Here is a 25351-nt window from a genome sequence, read left to right as displayed (position 1 = left end):
CAGTGTCATCCAGGACAAGGCATGGATATTTCTCTCCTGATCCACCAGTACGGCTATCTCGCGATCGCGGTCGGCAGCTTCTTCGAAGGGGAGGCAGTGCTGCTCGCCGGTACGGTCGCGGCCTACCACGGCCACCTCGTCCTGCCCGTGGTGTTCCTGTTGGCGGCGCTCTTCAGCTTTCTCGGCGACCAGCCCTATTTCTTCGGTGGGCGCCGCTACGGTCCCGCGATGCTCGCACGCTGCCCGTCGCTCGTCGCGCGCAAGGACCGGGTCGACGCGCTGCTGGAAAAGCACCAGGTGCTGCTGGTGCTGTCCCTGCGATTCCTCTACGGATTGCGGGTAGCGGGACTGATCGCGCTCGGCATGAGCCGCATGTCGCCCGCGCGCTTTCTTGCGCTCGATTTCATCGGCGCGCTGATCTGGGCGTCCACGGTGACCGCTGCCGGCCTCGGCCTCGGACGCCTGCTGGATGAAATGCTCGCGGCGCTGGAGCGCGATGCGGCGCAGCTCACGCTGCTGGCGGCGCTGCTGCTCGGCAGTTCGCTGCTGATCATCGTGTCGCGGCGCAGGCGGCTGGCGCCGCAGCGCGCGCGGCGCGACTGATCAGCTCCCGAGAGGCTTGGAAGGGTCGCGACTGCAGTCGCATTCGTACCATTTGTGCTCGTTCCAGATGTCGGGATTGAAATCCCCCTGGTTCGGCGCGCGCAATCCTGTCTTGGCCGCCATGGATGCCTTGCCCGGTCCCGCAGCGAGACCGGCATCCTGTTCATAAGCCGATCCACCGCCGCAGCCCGACAAAACCATCGCAGCAAGCGGCAATGCTGCAATCACCCGCAAGCCTTTACCTGTTGTTGCAATCAATTTCAAAGCTGAGCTTCCCATCGTGATTTGCGTCTATTTGTAACTCAACGCAACACTCTGAGATTTCAGCGCGGAAAAGGTTCCGTGCGGAATGAAATTCTCGGCGGCAAAATCACCGCAGTTGAAAACCGGCTAATTCGCCCGCTCAGGTCTGGGCCGTGCCGGTTGTCTCCTTTGCCAGGAAGGCGACTTCTTCACTCGGCAACAGCGCGTGGGCAAGAAAGATGGAGTCGGACGGACCGCTGATCAGCAGCCCGCAATGCGGACAGGTGATCTGGCCGGGCGTCGTCCGCGCCGAAAGGCTAGCCTGGAAACGATTGACCTGGAAGGGCCGGCCACAAAGCATGCTTGGGCAGCGCTCGATCCCGTGGGATTGATTCGGGTTGTTCGGCATGGCTCACCTCGATCCGTCGTGCTGTCGGGCCATGTTGCCAGACAGAAAAATAGAAGGATTGATTTATTGCAAGCTTTTGGTGCCGGGACGGGCAAAAGAAAACGCCCGGCGGCGCCAGCCAGCAGGCAGGCGGAACGTCGGGCGAAAAAGTGCTTCCTAGGGAAATACGCAAAAGCCCCCTTACCTTAAGCGGGCCGCAAGCCGGGCAAGTTGCGAATCATCAACAGAAGGGATGCGAAGGTCCGGCCGGGCGCCTGTCTGCCGGACGGCGCGGCTCTTGTAGAATGAACGGCCCGCCCCGGGCAACAATTCCTACTCACCGCACACTTCTATGCCGAATACATCCCGACAGCCGGAACACTCGCCTCCCCTGGACATGATCATCTTCGGCGGCGCCGGCGATCTTTCGGTGCGCAAGCTGCTGCCGGCGCTCTACATGGCTCACCTGCACGGCAATCTTCCCGACGCCACCCGGATCATTGCCGTCGGCCGCCATGAATACGACCGCGAGGGCTACGTCGATTTCGTCCAGCAGCAGTCGCGCGGTTTCATCGACCCGCAGAACCTGGAACCGCAGGCCTGGCAGGAATTCCTGCAGATGCTGGACTATGTGGCGCTGGACGCGACCGATCCGGCCGGTTATGCCCGTCTGGCACAGGCTTCCCGGCGCGGCGCGCAGCGCGCGTTCTACCTGGCGACCGCGCCGACGCTGTTTACGAGCATCTGCGACAACCTCACCGCCTGCGGACTGGTCGACCAGGACAGCCGCGTCGTGCTGGAAAAGCCGCTCGGCCACGACCTGGAGTCGGCGCGCGAGATCAATCTTGCCGTCGGCCGGCATTTCCAGGAATCGCAGATCTACCGCATCGACCACTACCTCGGCAAGGAGACGGTGCAGAACCTGATGGTGCTGCGCTTCGGCAACGGCATCCTCGAACCCCTGTGGCGCGCGCCGAACATCGAGAGCGTGCAGATCACCGTCGCCGAGACGGTCGGCGTCGGCAGCCGGGCGGGCTTCTACGACAGCACCGGCGCCTTGCGCGACATGGTACAGAACCACCTGCTGCAACTGCTGTGCATCATCGCGATGGAACCGCCGGTCTCGCTCGACCCGGACGCGGTGCGCGATGAAAAGCTCAAGGTGCTGCGCTCGCTGCGGCGCATGAAGCTGGGCGATATCGCGCGCGACACGGTGCGCGGACAGTACCGCGGCGGCGCGGTGGGCGGCGAGGCGGTCAAGGGCTATCGCGACGAAGCCGACGTGCCGGTCGACAGCCATACCGAGACCTTCGTCGCGCTGCGCACCTATGTCGATACCTGGCGCTGGGCCAACGTGCCCTTTTTCCTGCGCACCGGCAAGCGCCTGAACAAGCGCCTGTCGCAGATCGTCATCGACTTCGCCAATCCGCCGTTCTCGATCTTCCCCGACGCGCCGCGCACCCGCGCGAACCGGCTCGTCATCCGGCTGCAGCCGGAGGAATCGATACAGCTGCAGGTGATGGCAAAGCAGCCGGGCAGCGGCATGCACATGCTGCCGGTGAATCTGAATCTCGACCTGCAGTCGGCGTTTTCCCAGCGCCGCGCCGAGGCCTATGAGCGCCTGCTGATCGACGTCGTGCGCGGACGCCTCACCCATTTCATGCGACGGGACGAACTGGAAGCGGCCTGGTCCTGGGCCGACCCCATCCTGGAAGGCTGGAAGGAGCTGGGCGAACGGCCGCTGGACTACATGGCCGGCAGCTGGGGCCCGGACGCCTCCGCCGCGCTGCTGGCGCGGCAGGGCCTGTCCTGGGTCGAATAGCCGCTCAGTTTTGTTCCGCCGACCGGTAGCCGATGCGGAAGCCGCCCCAGTGGCGGCCGTGGACGTAGATCGGCGCCGACAGGTCGTGCATCACTTCCCCGGTGTCGCGCTTGTAGGTCTGCAGCAGGAAGGGCTTGGTGTTGGACCCGCAGCGCTTGCCGGTGCGGTCGGTGAAGATGCGCTTGGTGCGGTTGTTGACCAGATCGGTCTCGTAGTTGCCCGTCAGCGGCTGTGAATACTTGCGGTTGTGGGTCGGGAAATAACCGTTGTTGTCGACGGCGCCGGCATAGGCCAGGTGCGGCATCTCTTCCAGTATGCGTTCCTGCAGCGGCGGCAGCACGCGGTCGGTGAAGGCATCGAAGGCGGACGAGTGCTTCTGCGGATTGGTGTTCGGGATCGGCTTGTAGCTGCGGTCGAACAGCGCCGCCTCGGTGATCTGGCCCTGGGCGATCGCCTGCTCGAACAGCTTGCCGACGGCCGCGGCGGCTGCCTGGGCCGTCTCCCGGATCGCATCGTGTGCGGTCGCGACTTCGCATGCCGCCAGCGCATCCACCAGGGTTTCGCCGCGCTCGCATACGATCATCGCCGAGCGCGTCACGCGCGGCAGTTCATCCTCGGTGGCGACGATGCGGTCGCGGATGCGTGCGATCGCGTCAGCGATCGAACGCGTCATGTCGACATGGTCGCGCGAGGCTTCGGCGATGCGCTGGATCTCGCTTTCCGACTGGCTGGCCGAGCGGTCGATGTTTTCCAGCATGCCGTGCACGCTTTCCACGTTGCGCGCCGCCTGGCTGACCCGTTCCGCCAGCCGCGACATGCCGACCGCCGCGTGCTCCGCCTTTTCATTGATTTCGCGCACGATGTGACCGATATCGTCGGTCGCCGACTTGGTCCGCTGCGCCAGCTGCCGGACCTCGCCGGCGACGACGGCGAAACCGCGGCCGTGCTCGCCCGCGCGCGCCGCCTCGATCGAGGCATTGAGCGCGAGCAGGTTGGTGCGCATGGCGATTTCATTGATCACCTCGGTCACCATGTGAATGCGGCGCGCCTTTTCCTGCAGCTCGCTCATCACGCCCGACGCTGCCTGCGCATCCTCCCGCGCGCCGCTGATCTCCTGCAGGCCCCGATCGACTTCGGCCCGGCCCGCCACGCTTTCGCTGCGTACCCGGGCCGCGACCTCGGCCGCGCGACCGGCGTTGTCGGCCATGCCCGCCGTGCTCTGCGCGGCGTCCTCGGCCTGGCCGGCGATCTCGACGGTGGCCTGCAGGTCCTGGTCGACGTTTTTCTTGATGATGTCGATGAAGTGGGAGGTTTCCGCGGCGCCGATCATGATGTGGTCGACCTCCCCGCCCATGCGCTCCATCGGCGCGAGCGCATCGCCGCGGCGTCCGTTCAGCAGAGCGAACAGGCCCATGGCGACCAGCGCCGACGAGGCACCCGCCAGCGCGGGCTGTGCGCCGGCCCCCAGCGCCCACGCCGCGCCCTCGGTGATGCCCGCCCCAGCGGCCACCGAAGCCGCGATCGCGCCGAGCATGCGCAGCCGGGGTCTGCTGATAGCTTTCATGTCGCCTCCTGAAGTTCTTGTTTTTATATTGCCACAAAGAAAGTGCAATAAGTAGCGCAAGTGTAGCTTTTAAGCCTGCCCTGTACAAATTGATGTGAATCAAACAAATTTGAGGTCGAGGCGGATAGCTTGACGGTCATGACTGACCCGAGACTTACGTCCAGCCAAAATCCCCGCCCGGTTTTCACGCTAGAGGGCGTCGGCAAGACCTATGTGATGGGCGAGGTGACGGTGCAGGCGCTGCGCAACGTGAACCTCACGCTTTACGAGGGGGAGTTCGTGGTCCTGCTCGGCGCCTCGGGCAGCGGCAAGTCGACCCTGCTCAACATCCTCGGCGGGCTCGACACGCCGAGCAGCGGCAGCGTGCATTACCTCGACCACGACCTGACGCGCGCGACCGACGCGGCGCTGACCCGTTTCCGCCGCGAGCATGTCGGTTTCGTTTTCCAGTTCTACAACCTCATCCCCAGCCTGAGCGCGCTGGAGAACGTCCAGCTCGTGACCGAGATCAGCGAAGACCCGATGGACGCCGCGCAGGCGCTGACCCTGGTCGGGCTGGGCGAGCGCCTGCATCATTTCCCCGCCCAGCTGTCCGGCGGCGAACAGCAGCGGGTGGCGATCGCGCGCGCGGTCGCCAAGCGGCCGCATCTTCTGCTGTGCGACGAACCCACCGGCGCGCTCGATTTCCGGACCGGCAAGCTGGTGCTGCAGGTGCTCAAGCGCATCAATGAAGAACTCGGGACCACGACGGCGGTGATCACCCACAATGCCGCGATCGCGGAGATGGCGCACCGCGTCATCTCGATCAGCAGCGGCGAAATCACCAGCGTGCAAACCAACACGGCGCGCAAGGCGCCGGAGGAAATCACGTGGTGAGCCTGTCTGCCCTGCTGCGTCCGCTGGACCGCAAGCTGCTGCGCGACCTCTGGCGCATGCGCGGGCAGGCCGCCGCGATCGCCGCGGTGGCCATGTGCGGCATCGCCAGTTTCGTCACCATGCGCAGCGGCTATGAGGCACTGCTCTCCACCCGCGACGCCTACTACGAGCAATACCGGTTCGCCGACGTCTTCGCCACCCTCAAGCGCGCGCCGGAGTCGCTGCTGCCGGCGATCCGCGAGCTGCCCGGCGTGAACGAGGCGGAGGGCCGCGTCGTGTTCGACGTATCGCTCGACGTCCCGGGGCTGACGGAACCGGCGAGCGGCCGCATCGTCTCGCTGCCGCGCGAACAGGGACGCGGACTGAATCGCCCCCATCTGCGCAGCGGACGCCTGCCACAGCGCGACAGCGGCAACGAAGTCCTGGTGAGCGAAGCCTTTGCCGCCGCCAACGCACTCCGGCCGGGAAGCACCCTGGCCGCCGTCATCAACGGGCGCAAGGAGACGCTGCGCATCGTCGGCATCGCGATATCGCCCGAATACATCAACGAGATGAAGGGCGGCGGCTTTCCCGACAACCGCCGCTTCGGCGTGCTGTGGATGGAACGCGAGGCGGTGGCGGCGGCGCTCGACATGCGCGACAGCTTCAATGACCTGGTGCTGACGCTGGCGCCGCAGGCGGGCGGGCAGGCGGTGATCGAGAAGCTCGACCAGCTGCTCGCGCCCTGGGGCTCGCTCGGCGCCTACGGCCGCGACGAGCAGCTCTCGCACAGCTTCCTCGAAGACGAACTGGAGCAGAACAAGGTCACCAGCACGGTGGTGCCGGCGATTTTCCTCGGCGTGGTCGCCTTCCTCACGCATAACGTGCTGCTGCGCACGACGGCGCTGCAGCGCGCGCAGATCGCCCTGCTCAAGAGCTTCGGCTACAGCCGCGCCGAGGTCGCCGCGCATTACATGAAGTTCGCGCTGATCACCATACTGATTGGTGCGGCGCTCGGCATCGCGCTCGGCGTCTGGCTGGGCAAGGGGCTGGCGGGGCTGTACGCCAATTTCTACCACTTTCCGCAGCTCGAGTTTTCGCTGTCGGGATTCACCCTGTCCACCTCGCTGGCCGTGGCCTTCCTGACGGCGGGCGGCGGCGCGCTGCTGGCCGTGCGCAAGGTGCTCGCGCTGCAGCCCGCGGAGGCGATGCGGCCGGAGTCGCCGGCGCGCTATACGCAGGGGCCGCTGGAGCGGCTCGGGCTGCAACGCTTCATGGCGCTGCCGCTGCGGATCGTGCTGCGCAATCTCGAAAGGCGACCGCTGAAGGCGATGATGTCGGTGCTCGGCCTGTCGCTGGCGGTGGCGCTGCTGGTGACCGGGCAGTTCACCTTCGACGCGCTCGACGAAATCATCCGCCTGCAGTTTCATGTCGCTCAGCGCGACGATGTGCAGCTCAGCTTCAACCAGCAGCGCGATGCCTCGGTCGGCTACTCGCTCGCGGCGCTGCCCGGCGTGACCCGTGTCGAAACCTTTCACCAGGCGCCGGTCCGCCTGCGCCATCGCCATTTCACGAAGAAGACGGTGATACTCGGCCTCCCCGAAAAGCGCGAATTGCGGCTGGTACTGGATGAGCAGGAACGCCCGGTGACGCTGCCGCGGGACGGTCTCGTGCTCGGCAAGCGGCTGGCGGAGACCCTCGGCGCGCGCGCGGGCGACCGCATCAGCGTCGAGTTCCTCGACGGCGAGCGGCTGGTGAAGCCGGTGCCGGTGGCCATGATCATCGACGAACCGATCGGCATGTTCTCCTACATGGACCGCAATGCGCTCGCGCGCCTGCAGGCGGTTCCGCCGGCGGCGTCCGGCGCCTTCCTCGCGGTCGACGCGCCGCAGCGCGAGACGCTCTACCGGCGGCTCAAGGAATTGCCGGCCGTCGCCAGCGTGACGCTGCGGGAAGCGACCATCAACAGCTTCCTCGCCACCGTGGCGGAGAACATGAAGATCAACACCATGGTGCTGGTCACCTTCGCCTGCGTCATCGCCATCGGCGTGGTCTACAACTCCGCACGCATCGGCCTGTCGGAACATGCGCTGGAACTCGCCAGCCTGCGCATACTCGGCTTCACGCGCGCCGAGGTCGGGCGCATGCTGCTCGGCGAACAGGCATTGCTGACGCTGGCGGCGATTCCGCTCGGCTGCCTGCTCGGCTACGGCCTGTCGGCGCTCATCGCCGCGCTGCTGAGCCAGGAACTGTTCCGCATTCCGCTGGTGGTCAGCACCCGCACCTTCCTGACGTCGGCGGCCGTCGTCCTGGCCGCCGCCGTCGTTTCCGGCCTCCTGGTCTGGCGCAAGCTGCAATCGCTGGATCTGATCGAAGTACTCAAGACGAGAGAGTGACCATGGACTCCCGCCTCGAACCCGTGCATATCGCCCGTTCAAGCGCAACGCCCCGCCGCCAGCCGGCCCGCCTGCGCAAGCTTCTGAAACTGCTGGCGGCGGCCGCCGCGATCGGCCTGATCCTGTGGTTCATGCTCGCGCCGGAGCCCTTGCCGGTCGAGCTTGCCACGGTCAGCGAAGGGCCGATGCAGGTGAGCATCGATCACGAAGGCCAGGTCCGCGCGCACGACCGCTACGTGCTGGCCGCGCCGGTGGCCGCCGAAGTCCAGCGCATCGCGCTCGACGAAGGCGACACGGTGAGCAAGGGGCAGACACTCGCCACGCTCAGCCTGCTGCCGATCGACCCGCGCCAGCAGCAGGAGGCCCAGGCCCGGCTCGACGGGGCGCGGGCGCTGGCGCAGGAGGCGTCGCTGCGGGCGCGCAAGGCGGAGGCTGACCTGCAGCTGGCGGCGACCGAACGCGCGCGGGTGGAAAAACTGATCGTCAACAATTTCATCTCGGTGCAGGCGCTGGACCGGGCGCTCGCCGCCGAGGCCTCGGCGCGCGCCGAGCGCGAAGCGGCGCGCGCACGCGAAGCGGCCGCGCGCGCCGACATCCGCGCCGCCGAGTCCGCCCTGCTGGCATCGCGCGCCACGGCCACCGGGGCCCGTCCGCAACTGACCCTGAGCTCCCCGGTGGATGGCCATGTCCTGAAGATCCACGAGAAGAGCGCGCGCACCGTCGCCGCCGGCACGCCGCTGCTGACCATCGGCGACCCCGGCCGCTATGAGATCGTGGTCGATGTCCTCTCGACCGACGCGGTCAGGATCACGCCGGGAGCGCCGGTGCTGATCGAAGGCTGGGGCGGCGAGGAAGTGTTGCGCGCGTCGGTGCGGCACGTGGAACCGGTCGCCTTCACCAAGATTTCCGCACTCGGCGTCGAGGAACAGCGGGTCAATGTCATCGCCGATCCCGTCGGCAGCCTCGGCCGGCTCGGCGACGGCTACCGGGTCGAGGCGCGCATCGTGACCTGGGCCGAAGACAAGGTGCGCAAGGTGCCGGGCAGCAGCCTGTTCCGCGATGGGGACAGCTGGCGGCTGTTCGTGGTCGAGGACGGCCGCGCGATGGAGCGCGAAGTGCGCGTCGGCCAGCGCAACCAGGATGAAGCGCAGATCCTGTCGGATCTCGCACCCGGGACGAGGGTGATACGCTATCCGAACAACCAGATGCGGGACGGCATGCGCGTGACCGGAACCGGTACACGCTGAACGACGACAAGGAGAACCGGCATGGACTACAAGACGATACTCGTGCATGTGGATGGATCGAAGCATCTCGAACGGCGGATGCGCGTGGCAGCGATGCTGGCCGAGGATTGCGGCGCCCATCTCGTCGGCGCCGCGGTGACAGGCATCTCCAGCGTGGCCTATGCCGACGCCGGCTCCGGCGTGCCCAACCCGAACGCCGGCATGCTGATGGACATCGCGGCCAGACATGCGAAGGCGGCACTCGCGCGCTTCGAGGCGCTGGCAGGGCAGCTCGGCATCGCCTCCTTCGAATCGCGCCTGGTGGATGACGAGCCGCTGGAAGGCATCAGCGTCCAGGGGCGCTATGCCGACCTGGTCGTGCTCGGCCAGGATGATCCGGGCGAACCGCTGCCGACCGTCGGCGGGAAGTTCGCGGAATACGTGTCGCTGCACTGCGGCTGTCCGGTACTGATCGTGCCGCACAGCGGGGCCGTGCGCGCGGTCGGCGACAGTGTACTGGTCGCATGGAACGCTTCCGCCCAGGCCACGCGCGCGCTGCATGCGGCCATTCCGCTGCTGCGCCGGGCAAGCGTGGTGCGGGTCGCGGTGCTCGACGCGGCCAACGAGCTTGGCGCGCATGGCGAACAGCCGGGCGCCGACATCGCGCTGTATCTCGCCCGTCACGGCATCAAGGTCGAGGTGGTCGAGCGCGGCGCCGACGGCGAAGTGGGCGATGCCCTGCTCTCGCTCGCTGCCGACCTCGGCAGCGACATGCTCGTGATGGGCTGCTACGGCCATTCGCGTTTCGGCGAAATACTGCTGGGCGGCGTCACCCGCACCGTGCTTGCCTCGATGACGCTGCCCGTGTTCATGATGCATTGACGCGCCATGCGCCGCGGTCCGATTTCAGGTATGTTTGACCAGGTCTTCACTCCAGCCCGCATCATGTCATTCAAGCTTCTTGTCAGGTCGGCATGCCTGGCCTCCCTGTGCGCGGCGCTCTCGGCGCATGCGCAAGCGCCATCGCTGCAGGACCGTCTCGGCGCCCTGCTCGGCAAGCCCGCGCAGGACCAGCTGCTCGACCCGGAACAGGCGTTCCGGATCAGCGTTTCGGCCCAGGGGCCGGACAGGCTGGTCGCTCAGGTCTCGCCCGCCAGCGGCTATTACCTCTACCGCGACAAGCTGCGTTTCCGCCTGCAGGATGCGGACGGCGTGAGCATTCGCGAGACGCGGCTGCCCAAGGGCGAGATCAAGTCGGATCCGACCTTCGGCAAGACCGAGGTCTACCACCAGCCCGTCACCGTCGAACTCGCACTGGCCCGCAAGGGAGGCCCGCGCACGGTGACGGTGCTTGCGTCCTACCAGGGCTGCCATGAAAAACTCGGCGTCTGCTATCCGCCTGCCGAAAAGGCCGTCAAGCTGACGCTCCCTTAAACTCTTCGAGGAAAGCACCATGAAATCCATACTCGGCGCCGCCCTGCTCGTCGCAGCGGGCTCCGCCTTTGCCGCCGGCGGCACCATCACCGTCTACAAGGATGCGAACTGCGGCTGTTGCGAAGGCTGGGTCACGCACCTGCGCGAGGCGGGCTATCAGGTCAACGCCATCAACAGCCCGGACATGAGCGCGGTCAAGAAGCGCCTCGGCGTGCCCGAAACCCTCGGCTCCTGCCACACCGGCGTGGTCGACAAGTCGGGCCAGGTCATCGAAGGCCATGTTCCCGCCGCCGCCGTCGCCAGGCTCATCGCCAGGCCGGAGGTCAAGGGCGTGGCCGTGCCGGGCATGCCGGCCAACTCCCCAGGCATGGGCAAGATGGACGGCAAGCTGGTGACGGTCGACTTCCAGGGCAAGCCTTTCTCGAAGGACTGAATATCCGGTGTAATTTGATCCAGGTCATGTTCGAAGAGCAAGCCGGCCAAGTAGCATGATTGCATGCAAGACGGTCAGGCAAGACGCGGCGATGCAGTGAACCTGTCATCTCCCGCGTCGTCTCACCACCACGGCGATGACGGCATTGCAAGAGTCGTCCCGCTTTTTGAATATCCCTCTGGAGCTGACTGATGAATCTACTGTTAACCGGACATCACCTCGACATCACTCCCGCCCTGCGCGCGTACGTGGAAAACAAGCTGGACCGGGTGGTCCGCCATTTCGACCAGATCATCGACATCGCGGTCATCCTCGGGGTGGAAAAGCCTTCCGAGAAAGACAAGCGCCAGCGTGCCGAAGTCAACCTGCGCCTGAAAGGCACGGTGCTGCACGTGGACCATTTCGCCGAGGACGTCTATACCGCGATCGACGGCTTGATCGACAAGCTGGACCGCCAGGTGCTCAAGCACAAGGGCAAGGTGCAGGACCATCAGAATGAAGCGCTCAAGCACGTAAGCAGCGGTCTCTGATCGCCGCCGAGGCAAAACGAAGAAAGCGCGCCGGACGCCGTCCGGCGCGCTTTTTCTTTGGCTGATGCGGTATCGGGAATGGCGGGCGGCGCACGGCTCCCGCCGGAACGGGCGGGGAGGCCCGCCCCGGCCTCCCCGCATCAGTGACGGCGGCCGGTCACCCGCTCCGCGCCATAGCGCACCGCATCCTTGACCTTGTCCCATGCGCTGCCGGGATGATTCTTTTCCCAGTCGCTGCGCAGGTCGGGCTCGACCGTGGACCAGTCTCCGCTCTGGTAATTGCGCGAGCCGGCGGCGCTCGATCCGTAGCGGTACGCGGCGTCGTAGTCTTCGTAGCGGCCGCCGCCCGAACCATAGGCAGTCTGCCAGTGGCGCCGGTAATCGCTGTCGTCGCCGGCATCGAGCCGTTCCACCTCGACGTCGGTGCGGCGCACCGTGTCCTGGATGTTGGCGGTCTGCTCGCGCACTTCCTTGCCGACCACGACTTCCTCGACCACGCGCGCGGTCTTCTGCACCACCGGCTCCTCTGCGGTCTCGCGCAGTTCTATCGTCTGCTCGCGGAAGGCGTCGGCGCCGGCCGGCTGATCGACGGCGCGGCGCTCGACATGCACATGCTCGGCGCGCAGCTCGACCGACTCATGCACCGGTATCTCGCGCAGGCGCTTGATCACCCGCACGCCGCCGCGTTCCACTTCGCGCTTGCCGACGGCCAGCTGTTCCTCCACCACCGGAATGCGCTGCCCCTCGCCGCCGGTCTTCAGGCTCGCGTAGCGGTTGCGTTCCTGCGCGACCTGCGCGCTGCTGTAGCGCGGCGCGGTGTCGTCGTAGCCGGTCCAGCCTTCGTTCTTCCAGTGGGTGACCCGCTCCTCGATGTCGAGCGCATTGTGGCGGTTCATGATCGCCATCGCCTGCTCCAGCTCGCGCTCGCCGTCGACATTGACGCTCAGCACATGGCTGCCGCGCCGCAGTGCTTCGGCATAGATGTCGTGATGCTCGCGATGGGTGTCGGGGCTGAACATGTCGCGTATCCCGCGGTAGCTGACCTGGTCGCCGTCGATCGCCTGGCCGGCGGGCGCTTCATTGCCGTGCGCCAGCATCACCTCGTGCTCCGAGTAGCCTTCGCGCAGCAGTTCGGCGCGGGCGGCCATCGCGTCGTCGTGATGATCGTAGACCCCGACCACCGTGTCGCCGGCATTGCTGCCCTGGGCACCGGCCTGCTCGGCCACGCCCGGTCCCCAGATATCGCGCCCGTTGCTGCTCTGCCAGTGGCGGGCGAGATGCGCCGCATCCTCGTCGCTGCGCGGCTGCACGCCCATCAGGATGCCGCCCTGCTGTATGCCCGACTCATAGCGCTTGACCCGCTCTTCGGGAATGCCCGCGCCGATCAGGCCGCCGAGCAGTCCGCCCGTGGCCGCGCCCGCGCCGGCGCCGGCCAGTGCCGCCGCCACCGGACCCGCCACCACCAGTCCGAGGCCGGGCAGCGCGATGCTGGTGCCGGTTGCCGCCACCGCGGCCAGCGCCGCGCCGAGCGCGCCGCCGATGCCGCCGCCGATGCCCGCGCCCTCGGCCGCCTTGTTGCCGAGCTCGGTGCCGACACCGCTCTCATGCCCGAAATGGCGTCGCCGTGTCTCGTCGCTCATCACCAGGCTGACGTCGTCGCGGGTGTAGCCGCGGTCCGACAGCCCCTGCCAGGCGCGCTCGGCGCTCGTCCGGTCGTGAAAAAGTCCGGTCAGCATGCCCGGTCGCTTGTCTGCAGTCGCCATGATTTTCTCCGTATCAAAATGCCGGCCATGGCTGTGCTGCTGCCATACGCGTGCCGGCGTGCTGGACAGGGGCCGGCAACGGGCGTCTCGCTCGCGACGCGCCGCCGGCATCGATTGGGTTATGAAGGAAGCATCAAAGTGAAGTTCCCCGTCGCCGGGTGGGGCTCCCAATGCGCTGCATCAAGAGTGGAACAAAAAGCGGCAAGCGCCCTGCACTTTCCCGGATGACGAATGACTAAGCGATTGAATGCCTGTCTGTTGTGCTTCCACAAGCCCGCCGGCAATGCCCGATTTAGAGTCTGATGAAGGCATGAAGACGGCAGCCTGGCCGCACTTCCCGGAGAGGGTGACATCGCGCGATGGACACCAGATGAAGAGAAATCCTGTCTACAGCAAGTCCCGAAGGAGCGGGTCGCCCGCGGAACGTCCGGTCACGGAAGCCGTTGCGCCCACCCATGTGCCGCCTGCTCCGGGGGCCGAATCCGCCGGCGCCCGCGATCGGGCCGCGGCGGCGCCGGGCGGCGAACCGCCATTGAAACCGCCGCGGCGCGCCAGGCTGCGGGCCATGTTGGCGCGCCACGACCGGGTGCTGCTGGTTCTGTGTTCGGTGCTCGTGTGCGCAATGCTGTTTGCCGCCTACGAGGCGACGCGGCCCGAGGTCCGTCTGCCGACGCAGCGCGACATCGATGCGGCGGTCAAGCACACGCTGGTCAATAACGTCTTCCCGTCCGAAGAGTCGCGCGCGTATGCCCGCATCCGTCCGTCGGTGGTGCGGGTCACGCAATACGACGCCGACGAGAAGGGTGAGAAAGGCGAAAAGGGCGAGAAGGACGACAAGAACGTCAAGCACCAGCCGCGCGGCGTGGGCACCGGCGTGGTGGTGGTGGACAAGGGGATCATCCTGACCAATCTGCACGTGGTCGCCGGCGCGCCGCGCATCCGCGTGCAGTTCGCCAACGGACTGGAATCCGATGCGCAGGTGATCAACGAACAGCCTGAAAACGATCTCGCCGTGCTGCAGGCCGCCAACATTCCCGACGACCTCGTGCCGGCCACGCTGCGCTCGACCCAGGGCCTGCAGCCGGGCGACAAGGTGATGGCGGTCGGCTTTCCGTTCAACATCGGCCCGTCAGCCTCGTCCGGCGTGATCTCCGGCCTGCACCGCAACTACATGTCGCAGGAGGGCGAGCGGGTGCTGGCCAATCTGATCCAGTTCGACGCCGCCGCCAACCCGGGCAACTCCGGCGGCCCGCTGGTGACGATGGACGGACAGGTGGTCGGCATCGTCACCGCGATTCTCAACCCCAACGAACAGAGCACGTTCGTCGGCATCGGCTTTGCCGTACCCATCGAATCGGCGGCCGCCGCGGCCGGCGAATCCCCCTTCTGACTACGACTGGAACGACGCATGGAAGAACGAGACAAGGACAGCACCGAGGTTTCCCTGAAGATGGAGCAGGTGCTGTATGAAGTGAAGCGGGTGGTGGTCGGCCAGGACCATTTCCTGGAGCGGGTGCTGGTGGCCATGCTCGCCGGCGGGCACCTGCTGGTCGAAGGCGTGCCCGGCCTCGCCAAGACGCTCACCGTCAAGACCCTCGCCAATACCGTGCGCGGGTCCTTCCACCGCATCCAGTTCACGCCCGACCTGGTGCCCGCCGACCTGGTCGGCACCCGCATCTATAACCAGAAGACCGGCGAGTTCGCCGTCTCTCTCGGACCGGTGTTCTCCAATCTGCTGCTCGCCGACGAGATCAACCGCGCGCCGGCCAAGGTGCAGAGCGCACTGCTGGAAGTCATGCAGGAGCGCCAGGTCACCATCGCCGGCGTGACCCACAAGCTGCCCGCGCCCTTCCTCGTCATGGCGACGCAGAATCCGATCGAGACCGAAGGCACCTACCCGCTGCCCGAAGCGCAGGTCGACCGCTTCATGATGAAGGTGCTGGTCGACTATCCGAGCGAGGAGGAAGAGTTCGTGATCGTCAACCGCGTCACCAGCGACCTGCCGGAAGTCGGCGCGGTGACGAGCACCGAACAGCTGGTGCATCTGCAGAAGATGTGCCGCGACTGCTATGTCGATCCGGCGCTGGTGCACTACGCGGTGCGGCTGGTCGCGGCGACCCGCCGGCCGGACCATTACCGCGTGCCCAATCTGTCGAAATATCTGCAGGCCGGCGCCAGCCCGCGCGCATCGATCCACCTGGTGGAAGGCGCGCGCGCGCTCGCCCTGCTGCGCGGACGCACCCATGTGCGGCCGGAGGACGTGACCGACATCGTGCCCGATGTGCTGCGCCACCGCCTCTCGCTGACCTACGAGGCGATGGCAGACGCGGTGACCCCGGACCAGATCATCCACCGCATCATGAAGCACATCCCCGCCCCCGAAAGAATGCTGGAGACTCATGTCAAACTCGACGCAAACGCCTGACGCGCTCCTGCGCCGGCTGGAAATGACCGTGCTGCGGCGGCTCGACGGCCTGCTGCACGGCGACTACCACACCCTGTTCCGGGGCCTCGGCATGGACCTGGCCGACCTGCGCGAATACCAGTACCACGACGATGTGCGGCACATCGACTGGAACGTGACGGCGCGCATGCAGACGCCGTATGTGCGCGAATACTACGAGGAGCGCGAGCTGACGGCCTGGTTCCTGATCGACCTCAGTCCGTCGGAAGACTTTGCGTCGGGCCAGGTCAGCAAGCGCCGCCAGGCGCTGGAGGCGGTGGCGGTATTGGCCAGCCTGCTCAGCCGGAACGGCAACCGCGTCGGCGCGCTGTTCTATGGCAGCCATGTCGACACGGTGATCCCGGCCACCACCGGCCGCAAGCATGTGCTGCACCTGCTGCACCGCATGCAGGCGCACAAGCCGGCGCCGCATGGCCGCGCCACCGAGCTGCATGACCTGCTGCAGACGGCGGGACAGGTGATGAAGCGGCGCTCGCTGGTCTTCGTGGTGTCCGACTTCATCACCCAGCCCGGCTGGGAAAAACCGCTCGCCCTGCTGGCGCAGCGGCATGAGGCGATCGCGCTGCGACTTTACGACCCGCTGGAAATGGAGCTGCCCGACCTCGGCCTGCTCACCATGCAGGACCCCGAGACCGGCGAACAGCTGCTGGTCGATACCCATGACGGTGTCTTCCGCAAGCGGTTCGCGGAAATCGCGGCGCGGCGCGAGGAAACCCTGCTCGATGCCTTCGGCGATGCCGGCGTCGATGTGCTCGAGCTTTCGACGGAAGACGATGTGGCCGATGCGCTGCTGCGCTTCTCCGACCTGCGCCGCGAACGCGCGCGGCTCTCGGCGGGCGCCTGCAGGGCGAGGGCGTCAGGCCACGCATGGCGATGAAACGAGGCTGAAATGACTTTCTACTGGCCCGAATTTCTATGGTTGCTGCTGGCCGTACCGATCCTGGTCGGCGTGTATTTCCTGCTGCTCGCACGCCGCAAGAAGCAGGCCGTGCGATATGCCGGGCTGGCGGTGGTGAAGGAAGCCATGGGCCCGTCGCAGCGTTTCAAGCGCCACATCCCGCCGCTGCTGTTCCTGCTGGCGCTGATCGCGCTGCTGCTGGCGACCGCGCGCCCGGCGGCGGTGATCACGCTGCCGTCCCAGCACAAGACCATCATCCTGGCGGTCGACGTGTCCGGCAGCATGCGGGCCACCGATGTCGCGCCCAACCGGCTGGCCGCCGCGCAGGCCGCGGTGCGCGCCTTCGTCGAACAGGTGCCGAGCCAGACCCGCATCGGCGTGGTGTCCTTCGCCGGCACCGCCAGCATGGTGCAGGCGCCGACGCTGAACCGGGAAGACGTGCTCTCCGCGGTCAACCGCATGCAGCTGCAACGCGGCACCGCCGTCGGCAGCGGTCTGCTGGTGTCGCTCAAGGCGATCTTCCCCGAAATCGAATTCAACCTGACGTCGGACGATCCGCGCCCGCGCGAGCAGCGCATGGCCGACACCCGCCCGCTCGGCGATACCGGCGCGCAGAAGAAGGCGGAATTCATTCCCGTGCCGCCGGGCTCCTACAATTCCGCCGCGATCATCCTGCTTACCGACGGCCAGACGACCACCGGCCCCGATCCGGTGGAGTCGGCCGCGCTCGCGGCCGAGCGCGGCGTGCGGGTGTTCACGGTGGGGATCGGCACGCCGGATGGGCAGATCGTGGTCGGCGACGGCTGGTCGATGCATGTGAAGCTGGATGAAGACCCGCTCAAGAAGATCGCCAGCGCCACGCGTGCGCAGTACTTCTACGCGGGCAACACGCCCGACCTGCTCAAGGTCTACAAGACGCTGAACTCGCGCCTCACGCTGGAGACGCGCGAGACGGAAATCAGCGCGGTGTTCTCGGCGGCCGGCGCACTGCTGGCGCTGATCGCGGCGATGCTGTCGATGTTGTGGTTCAACCGGATACTCTAGTCACAAAGCCATACCAGGCTTCCCGCAATCCGAAGGACCCGCTTTGCGCAAGTGCAGTTACATCAGCTTGCAAGCTTGAGGTCGCGCACTGTTGTGCGAGCGCTGCCGCGCGGTTCAGGTTTGCGCAATGTCGAAGTTCTGCCGCCCTCCCTCGCTATGCTGGGAGCGTCCCTGATTAAGCCCGGATGCTGCCGGGCGCAGCGCCCCGCCGGGGCGACTTCCACGACGCCGGCCACGGCAGGTCAAGGCGACCTTGCCGGCCCGCGTCGCTCAATCCCGAACAAGAGTGATCGCCATGAATGAAGACCGACAGGCGGCTGCCGGCCGCGACAGCAGTGTCCTTTCCGCCGATTCGCGGCGCCTCGATGCCTCGCACGCGCTCTCCACCGGCGCGCGCGTCGACCGCTTCGACATCGTCGACCTGGTCGGCGCCGGCGAGAGCGGCTTTGTCTATCTCGCCTTCGACCATGCGCTCGGCAGGCATGTCGCGCTGCGCGAATACCTGCCGCGCGGGATAGGCGTGCGGGGGCCGAACGCCACGGTGCAGCCGGCGACGCCGCAGCAGGCCGCGCTGTTTTCTGCCGGCCTGCGCAGTTTCGCCAGCGAGGCCCTGGTCCTCGCCCGCATCGAATCGCCCTCCCTGGCCAAGGTGCTGCGCTACTGGGAAGGCAACGGCACCGGCTACGCCGCGATGCCCTTCTATGAAGGACTGACGCTGCAGCGCGCCGCGCAGGAGCGGCGCATTCCGGTCGACGACGTCACGCTGCGCATGCTGCTCGGGCAGCTGCTCGACGCGGTGGATGCCGTGCATCGCGCGCAGTCCTGCCACGGTAACATCTCGCCGGCGGACATCCTGATACGCGCCGACGGCCGCCCGCTGCTGCTCGAATTCGACGCCGCCCGCACCCTGCTGGCGGAAATGACCGACACGGTGCCGGCAATGCTCAAGCCGGGCTTCGCGCCGGTCGAGCTGTATCCGGGCATGAAAGACATGCTGCCCGGTGCCTGGAGCGACATCTATTCGCTCGGTGCCGTGGCCTGGTTCCTCATCACCGGCAAGGCGCCGCCGCCGGCACCGGAGCGGCTGCGCAACGACCGCATGCGCAGCGCGCGCGAAGTGGGTCACGGCAAGTTCAGCCCGGGCCTGCTCGACGCGATCGACCGTGCGCTCGCCGTCAGACTGGAGCAGCGGCCGGCCTCCGCCGCCGCCATGCGCGAGCTGGTCGGGACCAACCGCGCGCCCGCCGCCCAGGCGCCGCGCGCCCAGCATGCGCGCGACGCGATACGGCGCGAGCGCGAGTCGATGCCCGCACCCGCCGCAGACATCCCGCGCGCGGAGGCGCCCCAGGTGCAGCCTCCCGGGATGCCGCCGTCCGCTGCGGAAACCGTAACGGTCACCGCCGCGCCGCAGACACCGCCGACACCGCAGACACCATCCGCACCACAGACAGCACAGACACAGCCGACACCCCATACACCACAAACACCGCCCCGCCCGCAGCCGGCCGCGCACGAGGTAGAACCGCTGCGCGGCGAGTGGCGCCGGCAGCCGATGGTGGCGGAACGGCGCGTGATTCCGTCCCGCCGCAGCCGCTTGCCGGGCCTGTTGCTGGGTGCGCTCACACTGAGTGCCGGCGTCGCCGCAGGCGTCCTGATCGGCTACCCGGAACTCGTCATGCCGGACGCGGAAGAAGAACCGGCGCGCGCCGCGCAGGCGCCGGCGGCCGCGAGCGAAGACGCTGCACGGGCATCCTCCGCGCCGCAGCCGCTGGCGCAGGGGCCTGCGACGGCGCCGGCGCCGACGGGCAGCGCGGCGAGCAGACCGACGGGCGGACCGGCAAGCGCGCCGGCGCCGGCCGCCAGGCCCGCCGCACCGCCGGCCCAGGAAGCCGCGCGCCCGCAGCAGGAGACCAGGCCCGCCGCGCGCGACAAGCAGACTGCTCAGACTGCGCAGGCAGGCCAGGAGACGCGTGCGACCCCGCCGGCACCCAGGGCCGCGCCGCAGGATGACGCGCGCGCCAGGGAGCAGGCCAGGCTCGCCGCGGCCGAACAGGAGGAATGGCGCATCGCCTCGTCCATCGACCAGGCGGAGTTCTACGAGTCCTATCTGAAGCGTTATCCCGACGGGCCGAACGCGGGAGCGGCACGCGCGCGACTGGCGGCGACGAGGCAGGCCCGGGCCGCCGTGCCGTCGCCGGCGCCAGCCGTGCCCGCCACTGCCGCCGCACCGGCGACGCCTCCCGCGCCTGCCCGCGCGGCCGCCGCATCCCCCTCGCCCGCCGGACCGCCGGTCGAGGAACGCACCGCCCGCGCGGTGACGGAGGATGCCGGCCGCCTGCCCGACACGCCGCGCTATCCGGCGGGATCGATGAGCGCCGCGCCCGCCGCCGAGGCGATGGCGTCGGAGACCCGCCGCACGATACGCTCCGAAGGCCAGACGCTGACCGGCGAATTCAACGCCGACCCCGACTCCGGCGCGCTGAGCGGCAACGGCCAGGTGGTGTGGTCCAACGGCGACCGCTACGAAGGCCGCCTGGTCAACGGGTCCAAGGAAGGCCGCGGCCAGTTTGTCTGGCAGAACGGGCAGCGCTACAACGGAGACTGGGCGAACAATCAGCCCAACGGCCGGGGCACCATCGTATTCGCCGACGGCAACCGCTATGAAGGGGATGTGCGCAACGGCCTGCCCAACGGCCGCGGCGTGCTGGTGTTCAGCGGCGGGGGACGCTATGAAGGCGACGTGAGAAACGGCGTGCCGCACGGGCGCGGCATGATGGTGTTCGCCGACGGCACCCGCTATGAGGGCGAGGTGCGCGAAGGTTTACCGCATGGCCAGGGCGTGACCCGCTTCCGCAACGGCGATGTCTACAGCGGCGCGCTGGCGAAGGGACGCAGTCACGGGCAGGGCCGCTTCAGCTGGAGCAACGGCCTGGTCTGGGAAGGCGAATTCCGCGACGGCCAGCGTACCGCCAACGGGCGGCTGATCGGCCAGTCGCGCACCGTCGCCTCCTCGGGCGCGGGCGCGAGCCCGGCGGGCAATGCCGGCGAATGATATGCCGGCACTGACTCCCGCCGGTCGGCCGCGGCTCAGTCTGCGCGGGTCTGCTTGCCGAAGGGCTGCGGACGCGGGGTGGCGTCGACGGACGGCGGCAGCAGCGGCATCCTGAAGTTCGGCTGGTCGCCGGTCAGGGTCTTGAGGAAGGCGACGATCTTGTCGTTTTCGTCGGCGCTGAAGCTCTTGCCGAGCTGCAGGCGGCCCATGGTGTCCACCGCTTCCTTCAGGGTCTTGGCCGAGCCGTCATGGAAGTACGGATAGGTCATTTCCACGTTGCGCAGCGTCGGCACCTTGAAGTTGAAGCGGTCGGCATCCTTGCCGGTGACCGCATAGCGACCCTCGGCCGGGTTGTCGGTCTTGTACGGCTCGACCACGCCCATCTTCTGGAAGGAGTTGCCGCCGACGGCCGGGCCGTTGTGGCAGGCGACGCAGCCGCTTTCCTTGAACAGCTTGTAGCCGGCCAGCTCGTTGGCCGAGAGCGCCTTCTTGTCGCCGGCCAGCCAGCGGTCGAAGCGCGAGTTCGGCGTGACCAGGGTTTCCTCGAACGCGGCGATCGCGCGCGTCACCTTGTCGATGTCGACCTTGTCGGTGCCGAACACCTTGCGGAAGTCGGCCACGTAGCCGGGGATGGACTGCAGCACTTCCACCGCCACGACATGGCTCGACGCCATCTCGCCCGGGTTCGCGATCGGGCCGCCGGCCTGGGCCTTGAGGTCGGCCGCGCGCCCGTCCCAGAACTGCGCCACGTTCATGCTGGAGTTGAGCACGGTCGGCGAGTTGATCGGGCCTTCCTGCCAGTTGTGGCCGATCGACGTCTTCAGGTTGTCGGTGCCGCCCATCGAGAGGTTGTGGCAGGAATTGCAGGAGATGAACCCGGACTTGGACAGCCGCGGATCGAAATACAGCTTCTTGCCGAGTTCGACGAGCGCGGGATCCTTGGGCTTGGCAGCCTTGATCGGCTGGATGGGCTCATTCTGCGGAGCCGCCATCGCGGCGCCGGCGGAGATCGCGAGCATGCAAGCGATTACAGCGGGAAGAAGTTTCGGGGTTTTCATGTCAGTGCTCCATGGGTACGTCGTAAGGACATACCCATGTTACTGACGGGGAATAAAACCCGGTGGTCGGGCAGGGCTGCCGCGATTGCAAAAACTTAGTCCAGATCAATCATTCACGATCGCTCATTTCCCTCTGTCGGAAAGTGTCCGACAGCATGCGGCAGCCGCGCCACGATGCCCTCAATGGCTGGGGATGTCTCCCTTGCGCACATCCGGCGAGGAGAACAGATCCCAGGCCGAGATGAACAGCGCCGCGATCACCGGTCCGATCACGAAACCGTTCAGCCCGAACAGGGCCATGCCGCCGAGCGTGGAAATCAGCACCACGTAATCGGGCAGCTTGGTGTCCTTGCCGACCAGCAGAGGACGCAGCACATTGTCGACCAGGCCGATGACGAACACGCCGAACACGATCAGCGCCACGCCCTGCCACAGCGCGCCGGTCAGCAGGAAGTAGACCGCCACCGGCACCCAGATCAGGCCGGCGCCGACCGCAGGCAGCAGCGACAGGAAAGCCATCACCACGCCCCACAGCAGCGCGCCCTGGATGCCGAGGAACCAGAACATCACGCCGCCGAGCGCGCCCTGGGTGGCGGCGACGACGATATTGCCCTTGACGGTGGCGCGTATGACGGTGGTGAACTTGGCGAACAGCTGCTGCTTGTGATCGGCGGTGAGCGGAATCGCCTGCTTGATACGGCCGGCCAGCACCGGGCCGTCGCGCAGGAAGAAGAACAGCAGGTAAAGCATGATGCCGAAGCTGATCACGAAATCCAGGGTGTTCTGGCCGATGCTGACCGCCTGCTTCGCCACGATCTGGCTGCCCTGGGCGGCACCCTCCGAGAGCTTGTTCTGCAGGCCGGCGAGATTGGCCAGTCCGAAGCGGTCGAGAAGCGAGGTCAGCCACGGCGGCAGGGCGGCCATCGCGCGCTGGAAGTAGGCGCCGAAATCGATCTCGCCCGAACGTATGCGTTCATACACCGCCACCCCGTCCTGGATCAGCGAAGACGTGATCGCCGTCAGCGGCAGGATCACGATCACCAGGCAGGCCAGCAGGGTCACCAGCGCCGCGGTATTGCGCCGGAAGCCGAGGCCCCTGAGCACGCGGCGATGAAACGGCATGAACAGGATCGCCAGCGCCGCCGCCCAGAACACCGCCCCGTAGAACGGCCAGAGTATCCAGGCGAAGGCGATCGAGACGACTATCAGCAGCAGAAGAAAGGTCTTTTGTTGTAGTTGTTGCGAGTACATGAACGCTCCGATCAGGAAGACGACGGGACGATAACCGATATTACGGTGGAGGATTGGGGTTTGATTAAGTTCGCGTCCGCCTTGCGCCGCGCCGGTTACCGTTTTGCGAACGATGGAGTACTATATGAGCCAACGTGCAGAACGTAGTTTTACTGTGCGGAACAACAAGCAATATGCGGAGCGGGCGGTACAGCCCGCCAGGTCCGACCACCGATAAAGGAAGGAAGAGACATCATGCGATTCACTCGTCGGCAAGTCTGCCGTGCACTGGCCGCCGCCGCGGTCGCCGCCGCCGGCATCGCCGCGCCCTTCGCGCAGGCGCAGAACTATCCCACCAAGCCGATCACCCTCGTCGTGCCGTTCGCGCCCGCCGGCACCACCGACATTCTCGCGCGCGCGGTCGGCGCCGAATTGTCGAAGGCATTCGGCCAGCAGGTCATCATCGACAACCGTCCCGGCGCCGGCGGCAATGTGGGCGCGCAGCTGGTGGCGCGCGCGCCGGCCGACGGCTACACGCTGCTGATGGGGACGGTCGGCACCCATGGCATCAACCAGTCGCTCTATCCCAAGCTGCCGTACGACCCGATCAAGGATTTCGCGCCGGTGACGCTGGTGGCGGCGGTGCCGAACGTGCTGGTGCTCAATACCGGACTGGCGGAGAAGAACGGCATCAAGGATGTGCCGGGCTTCGTCAAATTCCTGCGTGCGAATCCGGGCAAGCTGAACATGGCCTCGTCCGGCAACGGCACCTCGATCCACCTGTCCGGCGAGCTGTTCAAGACCATGACCCGGACCTTCATGGTCCATATCCCCTACCGCGGGTCGGGACCCGCGCTGGCCGACCTGATCGGCGGCCAGGCCGACGTCATGTTCGACAACCTGCCGGCGGCCATGGGCCACATCAAGAGCGGCAAGCTGGTCGCGCTCGGCGTCACCAGCGCCAAGCCGTCGCCCGCGCTGCCGAACGTGCCGCCGATCGCGTCGGCGGGCGGCGACCTGGCCGGCTACGAAGCCACGTCCTGGTTCGGCATCCTGGCGCCGGCGAATACCCCCAGGGACATCGTCAACCGCCTGCAGCAGGAGATCAGCAAGGCGCTGTCGAGTCCGGCCGTGGCCGAAAAGCTGGTGGCACAGGGCGCGGAGCCGGTCGGCAACACGCCGGAGCAGTTCGCCGCGCACATCCAGGCCGAGACGAAGAAATGGGCCAAGGTGGTCAAGGATTCGGGAGCCAAGGTCGACTGAGATCGGCCGCATCCCTTCATCGAGAGAGAACAGGAGACAACATGCAGAGCAAGATGCTGCGCGGCGCCGCCGCGCTGTCGGCCGCACTGGCCGCGGCCTTCGTCATGAGCGCGCCGGCCTCGGCGCAATCGACCGCGCAAAACTATCCGAACAAGCCGATCCACATCATCGTCACCTTCACGCCCGGCGGCGCGCCCGACATACTCGGCCGCCTGCTGGCGGAGCGGCTGCAGGCCGCGTGGGGACAGCCGGTCATCGTCGAAAACAAGCCGGGCGCCGGCGGCAACATCGGCGCCGATTACGTGGCCAAGCAGCCGGGCGATGGCTACAACCTGGTGGTCGGCACCGTGGGCACGCATGCGATCAACGGCGCGCTGTATTCGAAGATGCCATATGACATGGTGAAGGATTTCACGCCGATCACCCTGCTCGCGACCACGCCGAACATGCTGGTGGTGCACAACAACGTGCCGGCGAAGTCAGTCAAGGAACTCATCGACTACGGCAAGAAGGACGGCAAGCTGACCTTCGCCTCGTCCGGCTCGGGCACCTCGATCCATGTCTCGGGCGAGCTGTTCAAGAGCATGACCGGGCTCGACATGGAGCACATCCCCTACAAGGGACGCGCGAGCGCGATTCCGGACCTGCTCGGCGGCCGCGTCACCATGATGTTCGATAACATGCCGTCGTCGCTGCCGCTGGTCCGGGAAGGCAAGCTGCGCGCGCTCGGCGTGACCAGCGCCAAGCGCTCGCCCGCCGCGCCCGACATTCCGACGATCGCCGAATCCGGCCTGCCGGGCTTCGAGGCGGTCTCGTGGTTCGCGCTGTATGCCTCGCCCGGCACGCCAAAGCCGATCGCCGACAAGCTGCAGGCGGAAGTGTCGAAGATCCTCAAGTCGCCGGACGCCTCCAGGAAACTCACCGACATCGGCCTGGAGCCGGCCGGCGGCACCGCCGAGGAACTGGCGGCCTACCAGCGCGCCGAGATCACCAAGTGGGCCAAGGTGGTGAAGGAGTCGGGAGCGAAGGCCGATTGAAGATGACGCACGGGCGGCCGGCGACGGCCGCCGTTTTTCTCCCGGGAC

General features: G+C 67.1%; 22 protein-coding genes. 16 read left to right on the top strand and 6 right to left on the bottom strand.

Annotated features, from left to right (window positions below):
• Positions 1-21: 21 nt before the first annotated feature.
• Positions 22-603, top strand: a complete 582-nt coding sequence (locus tag NCCP691_RS02770; RefSeq protein WP_220806713.1) for a DedA family protein — start codon at positions 22-24, stop codon at positions 601-603.
• Here NCCP691_RS02770 and NCCP691_RS02765 read toward each other — a convergent pair whose 3' ends face one another.
• Complete coding sequence (locus NCCP691_RS02765; protein WP_220806712.1) at positions 604-882, bottom strand: hypothetical protein; 279 nt, start codon at positions 880-882, stop codon at positions 604-606. It lies immediately after the preceding gene.
• 124 nt (positions 883-1006) lie between these two features.
• Positions 1007-1255 (bottom strand): hypothetical protein, encoded by a 249-nt coding sequence (locus NCCP691_RS02760; protein ID WP_220806711.1) that lies wholly within the window; start codon positions 1253-1255, stop codon positions 1007-1009.
• Positions 1256-1586: 331 nt separating this feature from the next.
• On the opposite strand from NCCP691_RS02760, the gene zwf reads away from it, so the two are divergent.
• Positions 1587-3056, top strand: a complete 1470-nt coding sequence (gene zwf / locus NCCP691_RS02755) for a glucose-6-phosphate dehydrogenase (protein ID WP_238482285.1) — start codon at positions 1587-1589, stop codon at positions 3054-3056.
• A 4-nt stretch (positions 3057-3060) separates the two neighbouring features.
• Here the strand turns inward: zwf and NCCP691_RS02750 are convergent, their stop codons facing one another.
• Complete coding sequence (locus NCCP691_RS02750) at positions 3061-4620, bottom strand: methyl-accepting chemotaxis protein (protein WP_220806710.1); 1560 nt, start codon at positions 4618-4620, stop codon at positions 3061-3063.
• Positions 4621-4758: 138 nt separating this feature from the next.
• On the opposite strand from NCCP691_RS02750, the gene NCCP691_RS02745 reads away from it, so the two are divergent.
• From NCCP691_RS02745 to hpf, 7 genes are all read left to right on the top strand, one after another.
• The gene (locus tag NCCP691_RS02745) at positions 4759-5496 is read left to right on the top strand and encodes an ABC transporter ATP-binding protein (protein WP_220806709.1); all 738 of its coding nucleotides are present in this window, start codon (positions 4759-4761) and stop codon (positions 5494-5496) included.
• Complete coding sequence (locus tag NCCP691_RS02740) at positions 5490-7871, top strand: ABC transporter permease (protein ID WP_220806708.1); 2382 nt, start codon at positions 5490-5492, stop codon at positions 7869-7871. Before NCCP691_RS02745 ends, NCCP691_RS02740 begins: the two co-directional genes overlap by 7 nt.
• A gap of 2 nt (positions 7872-7873) precedes the next feature.
• Positions 7874-9118: an efflux RND transporter periplasmic adaptor subunit gene (locus tag NCCP691_RS02735; protein WP_220806707.1), complete on the top strand. Its 1245-nt coding sequence runs from the start codon at positions 7874-7876 to the stop codon at positions 9116-9118.
• Positions 9119-9139: 21 nt separating this feature from the next.
• Entirely contained in the window at positions 9140-9979 is an 840-nt protein-coding gene (locus NCCP691_RS02730) for a universal stress protein (RefSeq protein WP_220806706.1), read from the top strand.
• 63 nt (positions 9980-10042) lie between these two features.
• Positions 10043-10531: a protein-disulfide reductase DsbD N-terminal domain-containing protein gene (locus NCCP691_RS02725; RefSeq protein WP_220806705.1), complete on the top strand. Its 489-nt coding sequence runs from the start codon at positions 10043-10045 to the stop codon at positions 10529-10531.
• A 19-nt stretch (positions 10532-10550) separates the two neighbouring features.
• The gene (locus NCCP691_RS02720; protein ID WP_220806704.1) at positions 10551-10964 is read left to right on the top strand and encodes a DUF411 domain-containing protein; all 414 of its coding nucleotides are present in this window, start codon (positions 10551-10553) and stop codon (positions 10962-10964) included.
• A 191-nt stretch (positions 10965-11155) separates the two neighbouring features.
• Positions 11156-11494, top strand: coding sequence for a ribosome hibernation-promoting factor, HPF/YfiA family (gene hpf / locus NCCP691_RS02715; protein WP_220806703.1), 339 nt, complete (start codon positions 11156-11158; stop codon positions 11492-11494).
• Between the two features lie 140 nt (positions 11495-11634).
• On the opposite strand, the gene NCCP691_RS21320 is transcribed toward hpf, so the two are convergent.
• Positions 11635-13257, bottom strand: a complete 1623-nt coding sequence (locus NCCP691_RS21320) for a YsnF/AvaK domain-containing protein (RefSeq protein WP_238482284.1) — start codon at positions 13255-13257, stop codon at positions 11635-11637.
• 370 nt (positions 13258-13627) lie between these two features.
• Between NCCP691_RS21320 and NCCP691_RS02700 the strand changes: the two genes are divergently transcribed.
• The 5 genes from NCCP691_RS02700 (at position 13628) to NCCP691_RS02680 (ending at position 20715) form a co-directional block, all read left to right on the top strand.
• Positions 13628-14647 (top strand): S1C family serine protease, encoded by a 1020-nt coding sequence (locus NCCP691_RS02700; RefSeq protein WP_220806702.1) that lies wholly within the window; start codon positions 13628-13630, stop codon positions 14645-14647.
• Between the two features lie 18 nt (positions 14648-14665).
• Positions 14666-15682, top strand: coding sequence for an AAA family ATPase (locus NCCP691_RS02695; RefSeq protein ID WP_238482283.1), 1017 nt, complete (start codon positions 14666-14668; stop codon positions 15680-15682).
• Positions 15657-16598, top strand: a complete 942-nt coding sequence (locus NCCP691_RS02690; RefSeq protein WP_220806701.1) for a DUF58 domain-containing protein — start codon at positions 15657-15659, stop codon at positions 16596-16598. Before NCCP691_RS02695 ends, NCCP691_RS02690 begins: the two co-directional genes overlap by 26 nt.
• Positions 16599-16610: 12 nt before the next feature.
• The gene (locus NCCP691_RS02685; protein WP_220806700.1) at positions 16611-17663 is read left to right on the top strand and encodes a VWA domain-containing protein; all 1053 of its coding nucleotides are present in this window, start codon (positions 16611-16613) and stop codon (positions 17661-17663) included.
• 295 nt (positions 17664-17958) lie between these two features.
• Entirely contained in the window at positions 17959-20715 is a 2757-nt protein-coding gene (locus NCCP691_RS02680; protein WP_220806699.1) for a serine/threonine-protein kinase, read from the top strand.
• 35 nt (positions 20716-20750) lie between these two features.
• Here the strand turns inward: NCCP691_RS02680 and NCCP691_RS02675 are convergent, their stop codons facing one another.
• On the bottom strand, positions 20751-21734 hold the full coding sequence (locus NCCP691_RS02675; RefSeq protein WP_220806871.1) for a cytochrome-c peroxidase: 984 nt from the start codon (positions 21732-21734) through the stop codon (positions 20751-20753).
• Positions 21735-21953: 219 nt separating this feature from the next.
• Positions 21954-23024 carry an AI-2E family transporter gene (locus NCCP691_RS02670; RefSeq protein ID WP_220806698.1) on the bottom strand — a complete coding sequence of 357 codons (1071 nt, stop codon included), beginning with the start codon at positions 23022-23024 and terminating at the stop codon, positions 21954-21956.
• A 234-nt stretch (positions 23025-23258) separates the two neighbouring features.
• Between NCCP691_RS02670 and NCCP691_RS02665 the strand changes: the two genes are divergently transcribed.
• Both NCCP691_RS02665 and NCCP691_RS02660 read left to right on the top strand, forming a co-directional pair.
• Positions 23259-24266 (top strand): tripartite tricarboxylate transporter substrate binding protein, encoded by a 1008-nt coding sequence (locus NCCP691_RS02665; RefSeq protein WP_220806697.1) that lies wholly within the window; start codon positions 23259-23261, stop codon positions 24264-24266.
• 41 nt (positions 24267-24307) lie between these two features.
• The gene (locus NCCP691_RS02660) at positions 24308-25303 is read left to right on the top strand and encodes a Bug family tripartite tricarboxylate transporter substrate binding protein (RefSeq protein WP_220806696.1); all 996 of its coding nucleotides are present in this window, start codon (positions 24308-24310) and stop codon (positions 25301-25303) included.
• Positions 25304-25351 lie beyond the last annotated feature (48 nt).

Source organism: Noviherbaspirillum aridicola, from assembly GCF_019656455.1.
In the GTDB taxonomy this organism is placed as follows: Bacteria; Pseudomonadota; Gammaproteobacteria; order Burkholderiales; family Burkholderiaceae_D; genus Noviherbaspirillum; species Noviherbaspirillum aridicola.
Note: the sequence above shows the minus strand (reverse complement) of the source record. Positions and strands in the feature narration are given on the sequence as shown.

Excerpts from the sequence above, each read along its gene's own strand:
- NCCP691_RS02770 (WP_220806713.1), top strand. The coding sequence starts at position 22 with ATGGATATTTCTCTCCTGATCCACCAGTACGGCTATCTCGCGATCGCG.
- NCCP691_RS02765 (WP_220806712.1), bottom strand. The coding sequence starts at position 882 with ATGGGAAGCTCAGCTTTGAAATTGATTGCAACAACAGGTAAAGGCTTG.
- NCCP691_RS02760 (WP_220806711.1), bottom strand. The coding sequence starts at position 1,255 with ATGCCGAACAACCCGAATCAATCCCACGGGATCGAGCGCTGCCCAAGC.
- zwf (WP_238482285.1), top strand. The coding sequence starts at position 1,587 with ATGCCGAATACATCCCGACAGCCGGAACACTCGCCTCCCCTGGACATG.
- NCCP691_RS02750 (WP_220806710.1), bottom strand. The coding sequence starts at position 4,620 with ATGAAAGCTATCAGCAGACCCCGGCTGCGCATGCTCGGCGCGATCGCG.
- NCCP691_RS02745 (WP_220806709.1), top strand. The coding sequence starts at position 4,759 with ATGACTGACCCGAGACTTACGTCCAGCCAAAATCCCCGCCCGGTTTTC.
- NCCP691_RS02735 (WP_220806707.1), top strand. The coding sequence starts at position 7,874 with ATGGACTCCCGCCTCGAACCCGTGCATATCGCCCGTTCAAGCGCAACG.
- NCCP691_RS02730 (WP_220806706.1), top strand. The coding sequence starts at position 9,140 with ATGGACTACAAGACGATACTCGTGCATGTGGATGGATCGAAGCATCTC.
- NCCP691_RS02725 (WP_220806705.1), top strand. The coding sequence starts at position 10,043 with ATGTCATTCAAGCTTCTTGTCAGGTCGGCATGCCTGGCCTCCCTGTGC.
- NCCP691_RS02720 (WP_220806704.1), top strand. The coding sequence starts at position 10,551 with ATGAAATCCATACTCGGCGCCGCCCTGCTCGTCGCAGCGGGCTCCGCC.
- hpf (WP_220806703.1), top strand. The coding sequence starts at position 11,156 with ATGAATCTACTGTTAACCGGACATCACCTCGACATCACTCCCGCCCTG.
- NCCP691_RS21320 (WP_238482284.1), bottom strand. The coding sequence starts at position 13,257 with ATGGCGACTGCAGACAAGCGACCGGGCATGCTGACCGGACTTTTTCAC.
- NCCP691_RS02700 (WP_220806702.1), top strand. The coding sequence starts at position 13,628 with ATGAAGAGAAATCCTGTCTACAGCAAGTCCCGAAGGAGCGGGTCGCCC.
- NCCP691_RS02695 (WP_238482283.1), top strand. The coding sequence starts at position 14,666 with ATGGAAGAACGAGACAAGGACAGCACCGAGGTTTCCCTGAAGATGGAG.
- NCCP691_RS02690 (WP_220806701.1), top strand. The coding sequence starts at position 15,657 with ATGTCAAACTCGACGCAAACGCCTGACGCGCTCCTGCGCCGGCTGGAA.
- NCCP691_RS02685 (WP_220806700.1), top strand. The coding sequence starts at position 16,611 with ATGACTTTCTACTGGCCCGAATTTCTATGGTTGCTGCTGGCCGTACCG.
- NCCP691_RS02680 (WP_220806699.1), top strand. The coding sequence starts at position 17,959 with ATGAATGAAGACCGACAGGCGGCTGCCGGCCGCGACAGCAGTGTCCTT.
- NCCP691_RS02675 (WP_220806871.1), bottom strand. The coding sequence starts at position 21,734 with ATGCTCGCGATCTCCGCCGGCGCCGCGATGGCGGCTCCGCAGAATGAG.
- NCCP691_RS02670 (WP_220806698.1), bottom strand. The coding sequence starts at position 23,024 with ATGTACTCGCAACAACTACAACAAAAGACCTTTCTTCTGCTGCTGATA.
- NCCP691_RS02665 (WP_220806697.1), top strand. The coding sequence starts at position 23,259 with ATGCGATTCACTCGTCGGCAAGTCTGCCGTGCACTGGCCGCCGCCGCG.
- NCCP691_RS02660 (WP_220806696.1), top strand. The coding sequence starts at position 24,308 with ATGCAGAGCAAGATGCTGCGCGGCGCCGCCGCGCTGTCGGCCGCACTG.